This is a genomic window from Kitasatospora sp. NPDC033851, assembly GCF_055576085.1.
Genome location: NZ_JBVIRL010000009.1, coordinates 266,120 through 280,738 on the forward strand (window position 1 = coordinate 266,120; position 14,619 = coordinate 280,738).

General features: G+C 71.8%; 16 protein-coding genes. 8 read left to right on the plus strand and 8 right to left on the minus strand.

Annotated features, from left to right (window positions below; translation table 11 throughout):
- Positions 1-15 precede the first annotated feature (15 nt).
- On the minus strand, positions 16-549 hold the full coding sequence (locus ACZ51D_RS19940; protein WP_465622515.1) for a hypothetical protein: 534 nt from the start codon (positions 547-549) through the stop codon (positions 16-18).
- A gap of 799 nt (positions 550-1,348) precedes the next feature.
- On the opposite strand from ACZ51D_RS19940, the gene ACZ51D_RS19945 reads away from it, so the two are divergent.
- On the plus strand, positions 1,349-1,612 hold the full coding sequence (locus ACZ51D_RS19945; protein WP_465622514.1) for a hypothetical protein: 264 nt from the start codon (positions 1,349-1,351) through the stop codon (positions 1,610-1,612).
- Between the two features lie 21 nt (positions 1,613-1,633).
- Here ACZ51D_RS19945 and ACZ51D_RS19950 read toward each other — a convergent pair whose 3' ends face one another.
- Positions 1,634-1,756, minus strand: coding sequence for a hypothetical protein (locus tag ACZ51D_RS19950; RefSeq protein WP_465622513.1), 123 nt, complete (start codon positions 1,754-1,756; stop codon positions 1,634-1,636).
- A gap of 91 nt (positions 1,757-1,847) precedes the next feature.
- Here ACZ51D_RS19950 and ACZ51D_RS19955 point away from each other — a divergent pair, with 91 nt between their 5' ends.
- The 4 genes from ACZ51D_RS19955 to ACZ51D_RS19970 all read left to right on the plus strand — a co-directional run bounded on the left by ACZ51D_RS19955 (position 1,848) and on the right by ACZ51D_RS19970 (position 5,599).
- A complete protein-coding gene (locus ACZ51D_RS19955) occupies positions 1,848-2,720 on the plus strand; it encodes an SIS domain-containing protein (protein ID WP_465663083.1) in 873 nt (290 codons plus the stop codon).
- A gap of 88 nt (positions 2,721-2,808) precedes the next feature.
- On the plus strand, positions 2,809-3,804 hold the full coding sequence (locus ACZ51D_RS19960) for an ROK family protein (protein WP_465622510.1): 996 nt from the start codon (positions 2,809-2,811) through the stop codon (positions 3,802-3,804).
- Complete coding sequence (locus tag ACZ51D_RS19965) at positions 3,801-4,745, plus strand: 1-phosphofructokinase family hexose kinase (protein ID WP_465663085.1); 945 nt, start codon at positions 3,801-3,803, stop codon at positions 4,743-4,745. The genes ACZ51D_RS19960 and ACZ51D_RS19965 overlap by 4 nt, the downstream gene beginning before the upstream one ends.
- Positions 4,736-5,599 carry a class II fructose-bisphosphate aldolase gene (locus ACZ51D_RS19970; RefSeq protein WP_465622507.1) on the plus strand — a complete coding sequence of 288 codons (864 nt, stop codon included), beginning with the start codon at positions 4,736-4,738 and terminating at the stop codon, positions 5,597-5,599. The genes ACZ51D_RS19965 and ACZ51D_RS19970 overlap by 10 nt, the downstream gene beginning before the upstream one ends.
- 7 nt (positions 5,600-5,606) lie before the next feature.
- Here ACZ51D_RS19970 and ACZ51D_RS19975 read toward each other — a convergent pair whose 3' ends face one another.
- From ACZ51D_RS19975 to ACZ51D_RS19990, 4 genes are all read right to left on the minus strand, one after another.
- Positions 5,607-6,392 carry a DeoR/GlpR family DNA-binding transcription regulator gene (locus tag ACZ51D_RS19975; RefSeq protein ID WP_465622506.1) on the minus strand — a complete coding sequence of 262 codons (786 nt, stop codon included), beginning with the start codon at positions 6,390-6,392 and terminating at the stop codon, positions 5,607-5,609.
- Positions 6,393-6,834: 442 nt separating this feature from the next.
- Entirely contained in the window at positions 6,835-7,725 is an 891-nt protein-coding gene (locus tag ACZ51D_RS19980) for an alpha/beta fold hydrolase (protein ID WP_465622504.1), read from the minus strand.
- Between the two features lie 92 nt (positions 7,726-7,817).
- Complete coding sequence (locus tag ACZ51D_RS19985; RefSeq protein WP_465622502.1) at positions 7,818-8,822, minus strand: NADP-dependent oxidoreductase; 1,005 nt, start codon at positions 8,820-8,822, stop codon at positions 7,818-7,820.
- A 127-nt stretch (positions 8,823-8,949) separates the two neighbouring features.
- Entirely contained in the window at positions 8,950-9,636 is a 687-nt protein-coding gene (locus tag ACZ51D_RS19990) for an SDR family oxidoreductase (RefSeq protein WP_465622501.1), read from the minus strand.
- Positions 9,637-9,750: 114 nt separating this feature from the next.
- On the opposite strand from ACZ51D_RS19990, the gene ACZ51D_RS19995 reads away from it, so the two are divergent.
- Positions 9,751-10,311 (plus strand): TetR/AcrR family transcriptional regulator, encoded by a 561-nt coding sequence (locus ACZ51D_RS19995; RefSeq protein ID WP_465622500.1) that lies wholly within the window; start codon positions 9,751-9,753, stop codon positions 10,309-10,311.
- A gap of 522 nt (positions 10,312-10,833) precedes the next feature.
- Positions 10,834-11,811 (plus strand): endonuclease/exonuclease/phosphatase family protein, encoded by a 978-nt coding sequence (locus ACZ51D_RS20000; protein WP_465622499.1) that lies wholly within the window; start codon positions 10,834-10,836, stop codon positions 11,809-11,811.
- 59 nt (positions 11,812-11,870) lie between these two features.
- On the opposite strand, the gene ACZ51D_RS20005 is transcribed toward ACZ51D_RS20000, so the two are convergent.
- Together ACZ51D_RS20005 and ACZ51D_RS20010 are read right to left on the minus strand one after the other, a co-directional pair.
- Positions 11,871-12,428, minus strand: coding sequence for a hypothetical protein (locus ACZ51D_RS20005; protein WP_465622498.1), 558 nt, complete (start codon positions 12,426-12,428; stop codon positions 11,871-11,873).
- Positions 12,429-12,597: 169 nt separating this feature from the next.
- Positions 12,598-13,545 (minus strand): AraC family transcriptional regulator, encoded by a 948-nt coding sequence (locus tag ACZ51D_RS20010; protein ID WP_360504359.1) that lies wholly within the window; start codon positions 13,543-13,545, stop codon positions 12,598-12,600.
- A gap of 148 nt (positions 13,546-13,693) precedes the next feature.
- Here ACZ51D_RS20010 and ACZ51D_RS20015 point away from each other — a divergent pair, with 148 nt between their 5' ends.
- Positions 13,694-14,410: an SDR family oxidoreductase gene (locus ACZ51D_RS20015; protein WP_465622496.1), complete on the plus strand. Its 717-nt coding sequence runs from the start codon at positions 13,694-13,696 to the stop codon at positions 14,408-14,410.
- Positions 14,411-14,619: the final 209 nt, after the last annotated feature.

The window sequence follows — 14,619 nt, forward strand, 5'->3', positions numbered from 1 at the left end:
ACCCGGGTGGGGGGACTACCTGACGCTCTTCGAGAGCGGCACCGCCAGCTGCATGAGGTGCGGCAGCCGTCCCAGGATGTCGTCGCCGCTGAGGAACAGCAGCCGGTCGCCGACCCGGGTCACGATGATCTCCTCGCTGTGGTACGGGCCCTGAGGCACCTTCTTCATGTCGAGGGCCTCGTCGCCGAGCCCCGGCACGGGCTGCTGGGTCGCGGTCAGCGACACCGACGTGCCGTCGATCGTCCGCCCCGTGAAGGACTTGCAGCGCTCCGTGTACGCCCGGATCTCGTCGAGCAGCTTGGCCGCGTCGCCGGGGTGGTAGGCGGCCAGGTAGACCTGGACCATGTTCTCCCCGTCGTAGACCTCCTCCATCGTGCCCGAGGCCTTGAGGTCCTGCGAGAGAATGGTTCCGGCGAGACGCATCTGGTTGCACGGTTCCTGCGGCAGCGTCGGCGTGCCCGGACTGTCCGGGACGTACGTGCCGGTGTCGGTCAGGTTGCCGTCGCCCTTGATCGTCCACCCGGCGGGCAGCATGGCAGCGGTCGGCATCAGGCCGCGCAGGACCGGACCGGCAGGAATCGGAGGACCGGTCGGCGTGCTGCTGGGAGGGCCGAACGCCGGGGCGCCGGAAGTCTGCAGCGTCGGCACGGCAGTCGTCGGCACGGCGGTCGTCGGGACGGCACCCGGGGAGGTCGCGCTGCCGTGTGCGGTCACCGCCGGCTGGTCGGCGACGGACCCCGGGCCGGAGGAACACCCCGTGACGACTGCCGTGGCCATTACGACTGCGCCGACCACGAGGGGCAACCTGCCGCCTGCTCGGACGATGGACACAAGAACCCCCATGAGTAGACCAGTTGAGTGCCACACGGCGTAGGAAAGCCGCCGCAGACCGTCACGCCCTGCGGCGAGGGCCGGAGCGTGCCACCCCCGAGAGGCCCGGGAACATGACGTCACCGGCCTCCTCCCGCACGACCTCCTCCACGGGCTGAACCGTGCCCGATCCATCCGACCCGCGGCATGAGTACCCGTACTCAACTCGGCACCCGCTGCACGCCCGTCCCGACCGTTGCCGACCACCGGCCCGGCTTCCCCATGAGTGCCGACCTCGGGCTGCCGTCGGGGAGCTCGTCGAACTCTCCCCAGCTCCCCGCTCGACCTGCTGCGACAGCGGAAGACCGCGACGAAGACCAGCCACGGCTTGGCGTGGCCCGCGTCGCCGTGAAGGCCTGGGCATGGTCGATCACGCCGAGGTCGAGCAGTAGCCGGCTGAGGACGCCGGCCACCTGGTCGAGCATCCAACGGAACCCGGGCGCTCGCCGCGCCGCTGGTGATCTCCACCGACGCCCGAATGTTCGAACCCTCCTACCTCGCCGCGCACCCGGCCGAGGCGGACCGCCTGAACTCCTCCGTCGAGATCCTCGGCAACACCGAGGTCGTCGCCGTCGACCAGGACCCGCTGGGCGCTGACGGCTCCGTCCGGCTCCTCCAGGCCGGCACGTCCGCCCTCTGCCTGACCGCGCCGAGCACCACCACGGCCGGCGATCCCGACCCGCCCGTCGTGACCAGCTGTGATCTGGCGTGCTCCATCGTGACCAGCCGTGACCAGCCGTGATCCGTCGGGTCACAACTCCTGTCACACGGGCAGGACTTCGGTGCCCTGGTCGGCGAACCGCCCGACCAGGGCACTCGGCGCGTTCCGGCCCGTCACCGGCACGGCGATGTCTCCCTGCTCGCAGCCTGCAACTCCTCTGCTCACTCTTGCGCACTAATGCTCACAAAGCTATAAATCAATCAGCTTCAATCATTCGCATGCCGCGAAGCACTGCCCACCGCTGCAGGAGGACGCCGTGACCCACGTCGCCGACGAGATAGCCAGCCAGCCCGCGCACTGGCGGCGCGCCCTGGAACTCGCTCCGCCCGGACTGCCCGAGCCCGGTGAACGGGTGGCCGTCCTGGGGTGCGGGACGTCCCTGTACATCGCCCAGGCCTACGCCGCGCTGCGGGAGGGCTCGGGCCAGGGCGAGACCGAGGCCTTCGCCGCCTCCGAGTTCCCCGTCGGGCGCCGCTACGACCGTGTCCTGGCCATCAGCCGCTCCGGCACCACGACCGAAGTGCTCGCCGCCCTCTCCCGGGCCGTCGGCACTCCGACGACGGCCGTCACCGGCGCCCCGGCCACGCCGATCAGCGACGTCGCCACCACGGTCATCGACCTGGAGTTCGCCGACGAGAAGTCCGTCGTGCAGACCCGGTTCGCCACCACGGCGCTGGTCCTGCTGCGCGCACGCCTCGGGCTCGTCCCGGCCGATCTGCCCGAGCAGGCCGAGCGTGCCCTGCTTGCCCCGCTGCCCGAAGGCGCCACCGGAGCACGCCAGTTCACCTTCCTCGGCACCGGCTGGACGGTCGGCCTGGCCAACGAGGCCGCACTCAAGCTCCGCGAGGCCGCCGGCTCGTGGACCGAGTCCTACCCGGCCATGGAGTACCGGCACGGCCCGATCAGCATCACCGGGCCCGACAGCGTCGTGTGGTTCTTCGGCGAGCCGCCGGTCGGCCTGCTGGAGCAGGTGACCGCCACCGGTGCCACCGCCTCGGTCTCGCCTCTTGACCCGCTCGCCGACCTGGTCCGCGCCCAGCGCCTCGCCGTCGAACTCGCCATCGGTCGCGGCCTGGACCCCGACCGGCCGCGCAACCTGACCCGCTCGATCATCCTGGCCACCTCATGACGAGGCGGAGCGCGGACGCGCAGGCCGCGGTCGGGCGGAGCGGGGGCACCAAGCGCGCGGTCGGGCAAGAGCGGACGGGCGGGGCGGCATGACGGTCATCGCACTCGATGTCGGCGGGACCCAGATCAAGGCCGGTGTGGTGGCCGAGGACGGCTCCCTGGTCCACAGCGAGCGCTGGTTCACCCGGGCCGACCGCGGCCCGGACGCCGTCCTCGACACGGTCCTGACCTGTGCCGCCGACCTCGCCGGGCGGTACGCGCCGAGGGCGGCGGGCATCGCCGTGCCGGGCATCGTCGACGAGGCGTCCGGAACGTCCGTGTTCGCCGCCAATCTCGGCTGGCGACGGGTGCCCGTTCGGGACTGGCTGGCGGAAGCGCTCGGACTCCCGGTCGCCTTCGGGCACGACGTCCGCGCCGGCGGGCTCGCCGAGGCCCGCCTCGGAGCGGGCCGGGGCTGCCGCTCCTTCCTGTTCGTCCCGGTCGGTACCGGTATCGCCTCGGCGATCGTGCTCGACGGAAAGGCCCTGACCGGCAGCCACGGCTACGCCGGGGAGCTCGGGCACCTGACGGTGCGGCCCGCGGGGGAGCCGTGCCCGTGCGGCAGCCGCGGCTGCCTGGAGACCGTCGCGTCGGCCTCGGCCATCGCCCGCCGCTACCGCGACGCCACCGGGGCGGCCGACGTCAGCGCCAAGGCCGTCAGCGCCAAGGACGTCAGCGCCAAGGACGTCCGGCAGCGCGCCGCATCCGGTGACGTGGTGGCCGCCGAGGTGTGGCGCGAGGCGATCGACGCACTCGCCGACGGCCTGAGCGCCGCGATCACCCTCCTCGACCCCGAGCGCATCGTCATCGGAGGCGGGCTGGCCGGGGCCGGAGCCGCGTACTTCGACCCGCTGCGGGCCGCCCTGGCCGAACGCCTGTCCTTCCAGAAAGCGCCCCGGATCGTCCCGGCGGAACTCGGGCACCAGGCCGGCTGCCTGGGAGCCGCCCTGCTCGCCCAGGACCTCCCCCCGGCCGGCCGGCCCGCGACACCCGTACGACGTCGCTCGCCGGTGCCGCGTCAGACGCGGCGGGGGGCCGACGGATGATCCTGACCGTCACGCTCAACGCCGCACTCGACGTCACCTACCGGCTCGGCCGGCTCCGCCCCCACGCGAGCAACCGGGTGCGGGAGACGGCCGCGCGGGCCGGCGGCAAGGGCATCAACGTGTCCCGGGTCCTGCACACGCTCGGCCACGACACCGTCGTCACCGGCCTGGCCGGCGGACCCACCGGCGAGGCCCTGCGGCGCGATCTCGCCCAGGCCGGGATCACCGATCGGCTGGTCCCGATCGCGGGCGAGAGCCGTCGCACGGTGGCCGTCGTCGACGAGGACCTCGGCGACACCACCATCCTGCTGGAGCCCGGACCGGTCGTCACCGCGGCCGAGTGGGCGCTCTTCCTCGACCGGTACGGCGAACTCGTCTCCCGGGCCGAGGCCGTCGTGCTCTCCGGCAGCCTGCCCGGCGGCATTCCCGCCGATGCCTACGCCGTCCTGATCCGGCTGGCCCGGGCCCACCGCGTGCCCGCCGTCCTCGACACGGCCGGCGAGGCCCTGCGCGCCGGACTCGCCGAGGCACCCGCCGTCGTCAAGCCCAACGCCCACGAACTCGCCGAGGCCAGCGGCACCGGCGACCCCCGCCCGGGTGCCGAGGCGCTGCGCGCCGCGGGCGCCCGGGCCGTGGTCGCCTCCCTCGGTCCGGCCGGCCTCATCGCCTGCACCCTGAAAGGGAGTTGGGCCGCCCGCCCGCCGGAGGCGATCGCCGGCAACCCCGCCGGCGCGGGTGACGCGGCGGTGGCGGCGCTCGCCCTGGGCCTGGTCGCCGGGACGCCGTGGCCCGAGCGGCTCACCCGGGCCGTGGCGCTGTCCGCCGCCGCCGTCGCCGCGCCACTGGCCGGCGACTTCGACCCCGCCGTCCACCGCCGCCTGCTCGGCCAGGCGACCGCAGAGCCCCTCCCCGCACGCACAGGAGAATCCCCATGCCGCTGACCGGTACCGGCCGGATCGTCACTGCTGCCGCCAAGGACGGGCGCGGCGTCGGTGCGTTCAACGTCATCCAGCTCGAACACGCCCAGGCCATCGTCGCCGGCGCCGAGGCCGCCGGGGCGCCGGTGGTCCTCCAGCTCAGCGAGAACGCCGTCCGCTACCACGGCGGACTCGGCCCGATCGCCACCGCCGTCCTCGCCGTCGCCGAGGCGGCCGGGGTGCCGGTCGCCGTCCACCTGGACCACGCCACCTCCGCCGACCTCGTCCACCACGCCGTCGAACTCGGCTTCTCCTCGGTCATGTTCGACGCCTCCGTGCTGCCCTACGAGGAGAACGTCCGGGCCACCGCCGACGTGGTCGCCCACTGCCACGCCGCCGGGGTGTGGGTGGAGGCCGAACTGGGCGAGGTCGGCGGCAAGGACGGCGTGCACGCCCCCGGCGTCCGCACCGACCCGGCCGAAGGCGCCGCCTTCACCGCCGCCACCGGCGTCGACGCCCTCGCCGTCGCCGTCGGCACCTCGCACGCGATGCTCACCCGCGACGCGGCGCTCGACTTCGACCTGATCAGCGCCCTGCGCGCCGCCGTTCCCGTCCCGCTGGTCCTGCACGGCTCCTCCGGTGTCGCCGACGGGCACCTCACCGCCGCCGTGGAACACGGCATGACCAAGGTCAACATCGCCACCCACCTCAACCGGGTCTTCACCACCGCCGTCCGCGAGGCGCTCGCCGGCGACCCGCGCCTCGTCGACACCCGCCGCTACCTCGGTGCCGGACGCTCCGCCATGGCTGCGGAGGTCACCCGCCTGCTCGGGGTGCTCCGGGCGGCCCGCCGAGGCGGCTCGGTGCAGACGTTCTGACACACCGTCAGACGCACCGCACATCCACGCCCTGGCCGCCGAGCTGCTCGACCAGCTCGTCCGGAGCGCCCTTGTCGGTGACCAGGACCGCGATCTCGCCGATGGTGCAGACCTGGGCGAAGGCCCGCTGGCCGAGCTTGGTGGAGTCGGCGACCACGATCACCTTCTCCGCCCGCTCGGCCATCGCCCGATTGGCGCTGGCCTCGCCCTCGTCGTGGGCGGTGGCACCGTACTTCGGGTCGAGCGCGTTCACACCGAGGATCGCGTAGTCCAGCGAGAGCCCCCGGAGCAGCGTGGTGGCCAGCGGCCCGGTCAGCTCGTAGGAGTTGGACCGGGCCACGCCTCCGGTCACCACGGTCTTCACGTAGGGCCGGACCGCCAGCTCATGGGCGATGTTGATGGCGTTGGTGACGACGGTCAGCGCCGTGCCGTGCGCGTGGTCGGCGAGGTCGGCCCGGGTGGCCAGCTCGCGGGCGACCTCCGTCGTCGTGGTGCCGCCGTTCAGGCCGACCACCGACCCGGGCCGGACCAGGCCCGCAGCCGCACGCGCGATCCGGTGCTTCTCGTCCGCCTGGCGCGCGGTCTTGTACCGCAGGGGCAGGTCGTACGCGACCTCGCTCAGCACCGCGCCGCCGCGCGTACGGGTCAGCAGCTGCTGGCGGGCCAGCTCCTCCATGTCACGGCGGACCGTGGCCAGGGACACGCCCAGCAGCTCAGCGGCCTCCGCGACCTCGATCCGGCCCTGCTCGCCCAGGATCTCCAGCAGCCGCGTCCACCGCTCGTGCGTCCCCATCGTCACTCCTCCACATCGTGCTGACGGCGAGCGTATCGCGACCGGACATCGATGATCACGCGCGGACTTTTTGCGCACACGGGATCGGATAGGCCCCCTGCGGAGCAGCTTCGAGCACAAGCCCCGTGGCTGTTGCGCGCATGCTCCGCGGCCCCCCGGCATGCTCTGCGCCTGCTGTGATCCGCCCCTGCGCCGACGGCACGGCTGCGCCGACGGCTTACGGCTGTGCCGCCTGCCCGTTCTCGCCGGGAGGTTGGGCATCGGTTGGGCGTCCGCGTGCTTGTGGCGAGGTGGATCCGGCATGCGGTGTCGAGGGCGTTCTCGGGGATGCCGCTGGGACTGCCGGCGGGCAGGAGGGCGTCTGATCGAGGGCGGGCTGGCTCGTCCCGGGCCCGCCTTGTCCCGGCCGCGCCCGGGACGGCGGGGGATGTGGCCTCAGCGGTCAGGCGTCGGGCCGTGCTTCGAGGAATGCGAGGGCCCTGGCCACGAACTCGTCGTGGAACTGGAAGATTCCGCCGTGCCCGGCGTCCGGGTAGAGGGGGACGAGTTCGCCCCGGGGCAGCCGTGCGGCGAGGTTGAGGGTGTTCTCGCTCGGCACCATCCGGTCGCTCTCGCCGTTGGCCACCAGGACTGGCTGGCGGATGCGGGACAGGTCGGCCGGCGGCTGGAGGCCCCACCGGTGGATGGCCTTCAGCTGGGCGCGGAACGACCTCAGCGAGATGGCTTTGTCGCGGCGGTCCGTGCGCTCCTTCAGCCGTTCCAGGAAGGCGTGTGCTTCGCGTCGGCCGTGTTCGGTGTCGGTGAAGAAGAGGAACTGCTTGGGGTCCTTGCGGGTCAGGAAGCCTTTCAGGATGTCCCGGAGGGTGAGTGCGGTGACCTTGTCGATGCCGGGGCCTCCGGCGGGGCCGGTGCCCGCGAGGATGACCTTGCGCACCAGCTGCGGTTCCTCGGCTGCGATGACCTGGGCGATGAAGCCGCCCATCGACAGGCCGAGCAGGTCGACGTGCTCGAAGCCCAGGGTACGGATGAACAGCACCGCGTCGCGGGCCATCGCTTCGATGGTGTCGGGGGTGGAACCGCCCGACGCTCCGACTCCGCGGTTGTCGAAGGTGATCACCCGGCGCCGGGCGGCGAGTCCGTCGATGACGCGGGGGTCCCAGTTGTCCAGGACTGCGCTCAGGTGGTGGAGCAGGATCAGCGGTACGCCGTCTCCTTCCGGGCCGAGTTGCCGGTAGGCGAAGTCGACGCCGCGCACGGACACCGAACGAGTCGGCACGTCCTTGTACGACGACGGGGCGGGCGTGGGGGCGGGGGAACTGCGCGGTGCGCTCATGATCGGTTCCTGGGGTGCGGAAGGGAGGGGTGGTGGGAGGCGGGATCCTCTCGCTGCCCGGGGCCTGTCGGTGGTGTGGCGGGGGTTGGCCCTCACGCCATCGCGATGACGACCTTGCCGGCCTTGGCGCGGCCCTGCTCGGCGTACTCCATGGCTTCGAGGGTCTGCTCGAAGGGGAAGACACGGTCGACGACGGGGCGGACCTCTCCGGCGTCGATGAGCCGGGTGAGTTCGCGCAGCTGGTCGCCGCTGGCCTTCATGAACAGGAAGGAGTAGGTCACGCCCTGGCGCTTGGCGTGGCGTCGGGTCTTGAAGCTGAGCGCGTTCATCGCCTGCCGCAGGACCAGGTTCGCGCCGAGCTCGCGGGCGAAGTCCGCGTCGGGGGGCCCGGCGATGCTGATGACCTTCCCGCCCGGCTTGAGGACCCGCAGCGACTTGTCCAGGGTCTTGCCGCCGAGGGTGTCCAGGACGACGTCGTAGCCGTCCAGGAGCTCCTCGAAGTCCTGGGTGCGGTAGTCGATGACGACGTCCGCTCCGAGTTCCTTGACCAGGGCGGAGTTGGCCGCGCTCGCGGTGGTGGCCACGTGTGCGCCCAAGTGCCTGGCCAGTTGGAGGGCGACGGTGCCCACTCCGCCGGAGCCTGCGTGGATCAGGACTTTCTGGCCCGGCTGGACCTGTGCCCTCTCGACCAGCGCCTGCCATGAGGTGAGGGCTACCAGGGGAAGGGAGGCGGCCTGGGCCATGGTGAGGGTGGCCGGCTTGTGGGCCAGGTCGTTCTGGTGGACGGCGATGAGTTCGGCGAAGGTGCCGATGCGGTCCTTGGTGGGCCGGGCGTAGACCTCGTCACCCACCGCGAAGCGGGTGACGGCCGAGCCGACCTGGACCACCACTCCGGCGAGGTCGTTGCCCAGCACGAGTGGGAGGCGGTACGGGAGGATCCGCCTGAAGGCACCGTCGCGGATCTTGAAGTCCAGAGGGTTGACGCTCGCCGCGTGGATCTCGACCAGCACGTCGTCGGCGCCCGGCTCCGGATCGGGCATCTCGGCGGCGCGCACCGCGGACTGGTCACCGTACTTCTCGATCACGTAGGCCTTCATCGCTGTCTCCCTGTCTCGTCCGCACAGGGACGGGATCTCCGCTCGCTTCGGGCTGCCCCGGTACGAGGTACTTTCTGGTATCAACTGCTGGTTCGTGACGCCCCACGCCGATGCGGGTGGGTGCGCCTCACGCGGCGTTCGGCGATACGGCCAGGCTCCGCTTCACGTGCCGGGTGGTCTCGTCGGCGAGGATCTCGGGCAGTCCCCGCTCGATGCCGGCCAGGGCCTGGGCGGCGACCTCGGCGGGGTCGGCCTTCTGGTCGGCGGGAACGCTCGCGGCCATGCCCGTGTCCATGTATCCGACGTGCAGCGCCGAGACGGCGATGCCCCGGGGCGCCAGTTCCTCCCGGGCCGCGCCGGTCAGCGCCCAGGCCGCGGCCTTCGCCGCGGCGTAGGCGCCGAGGTCGGCCGGGTGCAGCCAGGACAGGACCGACAGCACGTTGAGCACGGCGCCGCCGCCGTTGGCCTCGATGACCGGGGCGAAAGCCCGCGTCACGGCGAGCGGGCCGAAGAAGTTCACCTCCATCTCCAGGCGCACCATGTCCGGGCTGCCCGTCATCAGGGGCGTTCCGGTGGAGATGCCCGCGTTGTTGACCAGCAGCGTCGCGTCGGAGGCGGTGCGAGCCGCCGCCCGGATCGACTCCGCGTCCGTCACGTCGAGCCGCAGCGCGATGGCACCCGGAAGGTCCACCGTTTCGGGGCGACGGGCCGCCGCGTACACCTTGGCCCCGCGTTCCACGAGCTGGGCGGCCAGATGCCGCCCGAGCCCCCGGTTGGCGCCGGTGACCACTGCTACCGCGTCCTTCAGTTCCATGCCCACTCCCAGCGCCACGGCCGCGTTCAGGCGACCGCACCAATTAGATTACGACTGCAATCTAAGCACTGGTCTAAGATAGATGCCAGTCGACATCCAATCGGGAGGTGGCCGATGGGCCGCGTATCACAGGCGCAGGCGGAGGAGAACCGCCGGCGGGTCGTGGAAACCGCCTCCCGCCTGTTCCGGGAACAGGGGACCCACGTCAGCGTCGCCGACCTCATGAAGGCGGCTGGTCTGACCCACGGCGGCTTCTACAAGCAGTTCGCCTCCAAGGAGGCACTCATCGACGAGGCCACCGCCCACGCGTTCGGCGAACTCGCCCAGCACCACAAGGACGGGCTCGATCAGTACGCCGGGCAGCGCGACGCCGCCCAGCGGGCGCTGATCGACGCCTACCTCTCCGCCGAGCACCGCGACAGCGCGGCAGACGGGTGCCCCGCCGCCGCACTCGCCACCGACATGGCCCGCGACGGCGGACAGAGCGAGGCCCGCCGCGTCTACACCCAAGGAGTGGGCGACTTCGCCGACTGGCTCGACACCAAGGACCAGGACGGCATCACCCGGCTGTGCACCATGCTCGGCGCCCTCGTCCTGTCCCGGGCCACCAAAGGCTCCCCGCTCTCCGAGGAGATCCTCACCACCGCACGCGAGGCACTGACGGCCACCGACTGACCGGAACCACCGTGCGGGGCGGCACGCCGCAGGAAGGGTGCGCTTCTCGCGCGATGCCTGCGATGCCTGCGTGCCGCTGTCGCATCGAGTCGGCGGGTCGGCAACGGGTTGACGACCTCGGCGACCCGCTCGTACGCGGTCACCGCCAGCCCCCACCTCCCGGCAGGCCGTTCCCGGGCGGGCTGCTGACGGTTGCTCAGCCGTCGAGGGCCTCCGCCATGGGGCGCTGTGGGTCGTAGGCGGCCCAGCCCGGGTTTCCCGTCCTGCGAACGCGACCCAGGCGCCGCGCACCCGGGCGGCGAGTCCGGCCTGCGCGACTTCGGGCCCCGCAGACGAGCGATCGTCGGTCCGCAGCCGTCCGGCAGGGACCGCCCGGGCTGAGCACACTGCCGACGCCTGCACCTGCACCCGAGTGAAAGACAGCGGCGGTACGAGGCGGGCTCACGCCGCTGCGTGACCTCCTGGGGGATAAACGGCTGGAGCGGCCGACGGTGGCGTCGGCCACGATCAGCGGGAGCAGTTATGGCGATCATCGGGACCTGGAACCTGGAGAACTTCTGCCGACCGCTGCCGGCCGGCAGTACCCCCGACCCCACCAAGTGCGCCGCCAAGGACCAAGCCACCTACGACGCCAAGGTCGAAGCCCTGGCCGGCGTCATCACCCAGCTCGGTCCGGACCTCCTCGGGGTGCAGGAGGTCGGCAGCCAGGAAGCGCTGGACGACCTGGTGGCCAAACTGCCCGGCACCTGGCACACCGCCCTGTCGGACCACCCGGACCCCCGCGGCATCCGGGTCGGCGTCATCAGCCGCTTCCCGCTGCTGGACGTCCAGCAGCGCAAGGACTTCCCGGATCACCTGCACGCCATCCAGGTCGAGGACGACGGCATCCCGAACAGCCAGACCAGCGAGATGGGGCGCGGCGGCCTGGCCGTCCGGGTGGAACCGACCCCCGGCCAGAGCCTCCAGGTGGCCGTCTGCCACCTCAAGTCGAAGCTGCTGACCTTCCCGAACGCGCAGCACAGCACCACCGACGAACGCCTGCGGGCCCGCTACGAGGCGTACGCGCTCTTCCGCCGCACCGCCGAGGCCGTCACCATGCGCGCCCTGGCCGACGACCTGCTCCAGGGTGACGGCCGGACCCACGACGTCATCGTCCTGGGCGACTGCAACGACGAGTGGCAGGCCGCCACCACCCAGATCCTGTACGGCCCGCCCGGCTCCCAGATGGGCACCCCCGGCTTCGACCGCCCCGACCAGGGCGACGCCGAACGCCTGTGGAACCTGGCCCCCAAGATCCTGGAACAGGGCGGCTTCTCCCGCATCTTCGAAGGCCAGCACGAGCTCATCGACCACATCATGATCAGCCACTCGCTGCTGGCCAGGTTCCAGAAGGTGTCCACGGGGAACGGCCAACTGCCGAACGTGACGGAAGCCCGACCGGCGGCCCCGCACAACCAGCCCTCGGACCACTCGCCGGTGCTGGCGACGTTCAACCTCTAGTACGCCCAGGGCCGGCGCCGCCACCGGCGGCGCCGGCCCCGATTGCGCGCTTGACGCGATCAGCCGAGCGTGACGCCGCGCTCGCGGGCCAGGGCCTCCAGACCGTACCGGGCCACGTGCTCCGGGCTGTTCAGGTCGATCGTCCGGATGCCCGCGGCGGCCAGCCGCTCGTTGATCTCGTCCAGGTGCTGCTGCACGAGCTGCTTCTCGGCGTCGGTGGTGCGGCCCTTGTGCGGCCGGCCGGCGTGCTCCAGGCTCGCGTAGTTGACCCGCTCCCTGGTGCCGGCCGGCGCCGCGGCCTGGCTCGGAACCGTCGGGGCCACCCGCTTGGCGCTGCGCAGTACCTCCGTCATCGGGGTGGCCGAGGCCAGCCGGTTGAACGCCTCGGCCTCCATGACGACCGTCTCCGGTCCGTCGGCGTCCGGGTAGTGCAGCTCGACCGTCACCAGGTCGAGCGCCAGCTCCTCCACCGCGGTCAGCTCACTGCCGAGCGCCTCGATCTCGACCGGGCCGTCCTCCAGGTCGGGGTGCTGGCGCACCACGATGCGCACCAGGTCGTCGTCGTTCTCCACGTGCGTGCCGGTCAGGTCCGAGAACCGGATGATCTTCTGGCCCATCTCTACCTCTCTTGGCGACTGCGATCAGGCGAGAGCCTACGCGGGAGGTGATCATCGCCGGTTGCCTCACCATCGCTCACCGGCCGTGGTCCAGCCATTCGAGAACTGGAGGGGGCGGCGAGCGGCCACCGCCTCCCAATCCGCTGCGGTGATGTCCTGGCCCCCGTCGTCACTCGTATCCGCGTGGTTCGTCGCCTGCCGTCCTGGCCTGCTTGCGGTAGGCCCCCGGCGGCGATCCGTAGTGTCGTTTGAAAGCCTTGGCGAAGGCGAACTCCGACGTGTACCCCGTGTGCTGCGCGATTGTGCTCAGCGGGGCCGGCGACTGGTGCAGCAACCGTGCCGCGGTGGCCATCCGCCAGTTGGTCAGGTAGGTCAACGGCGGCTCGCCGACCACCGAGGCGAAGCGGCGGGCGAACGCCGCGCGGGACAGTCCGGCGCGGGTGCCCAGCGACTCCACGGTCCAGGGATGGCCGGGATCGTCGTGGATCGCCTTCAGGGCCGGGGCGACTGCCGGGTCGGTCAGCGCGGCCGCCCAACCCCGGGTCCGCTCCTTCGGCAGTTCGGCGTACCACGACCGGAGGATGTACAGCAGCAGCAGATCGATGAGCGCCGTGACGACCGCGTCCGAGCCCGGCTGCGACGCGTGGAACTCGGCGCACAGCTGATCGACCGCCGAGCGCAGCACCGGGTGGCGGCCCGGAACCGCGGGGAGGTGGATGACCTCCGGTAGATCACTGAACAGCGGATGCGGGCGGTCAACGTCGATCGCGTACGCGCCGCACACCAGCACCGTGTGCGGCCCCGGTCCGTCCACGGTGACCTGGCCGATCGGCGAGGAACGGTCCACGCGGTCCGGTACGAAGTCCACCGGATCGCGGCCCGGCACATCGCACAGGGTGTGTCCGCTGCCGCGCTGCAGGAACACGATGTCGCCGGGTCCGAGCGCGAGCGGTTGGCCGTGCGGTGGCAGCAGGTAGCAGTGTCCTTCCACCACCACGTGGAAGCCGGCTCCTGAGATGGGTTGGAACTTCAGGGCCCACGGGGCGTGCGCGTCGGTGCGCGTCACCATCGGACGTCCCGTGCGCAGGACTTCGAGTGTGTCGCTCAGGATGTCCACAGCGCCACTCTAGCGCCTGCATGGCGAGACGATATGACAGGCAATCGAGACTTCAAGGCATTCACCGTCTCAATGTGGAGGCGTACGTTCTTGCCATAGCGGTAGCCGAACCCCGGCACTGCATCGACGAAGGAACGGATCCCATCCCATGTCTCTGGCTGGCAAGAAGATCGTGATCATCGGTGGAACCTCCGGCATCGGCTTCGCGGTGGCCCGACAGGCCGCGGCGGCCGGCGCGGACGTCGTGGTCGCCTCCAGCAATCAGGACCGCGTGGACGCCGCGGCGAAGCGGCTGGGCGAGCGGGCCGAAGGCCGCCGCCTGGACGTCGCCGACGGCGACGCCATCGCCGCATTCTTCGAGCAGGTCGGGGAGTTCGACCACCTCGTCTACACCGCAGGCGAATCTCTGCTGATCAAGCCGTTGGTCGACACCACCCCGCAGGAGGCCAGGGCCGTCTTCGAGCGCCGGTTCTGGGGCGCGTTCCTCTCCGCCAAGTACGCCGCACCGCGACTGCGCGACGGCGGGTCGATCACTTTCAGCTCCGGCGTCCTGGCGATCCGCCCCCTGTCCGGAACCGCGCTCACGGCAGGCATCACCGGCGGCATCGAGGCCCTGTCCCGAGCACTCGCCGTCGAACTCGCCCCTCTGCGCGTCAACGTGATCCAGCCCGGTGTGATCCGCACCGAGCTGTGGGACGGCAGTGTCCCGGACCCGGAGGCTTTCCTCCAGGGCGCCGGGTCCGAGCTGCTCACGCGGCGTGTCGGCACTGCCGAGGAAGCCGCGGCGGCCTATCTCTTCGTCTTGTCCAACGCCTACGTCACCGGCACCACGCTCGCAGTAGACGGCGGCGCGGCGCTGGTGTGACACAGGGCGCCACACACAACAGCCAACGGAGCGACGCCGCACCGACGCGAGGCGTTCCTTGCCGCGGCAATCGACGACGAGAGGCAGACCAGACGTGCGGATCAGAGGGGCCGACCAGACGTGCGGATCAGAGGGCCTACCACTGCAAGGACCGCGAGTACCTGCGCGTTGCCCGAGTCGTCGACAGCGAGGATCTGCGCGGCAGGCTG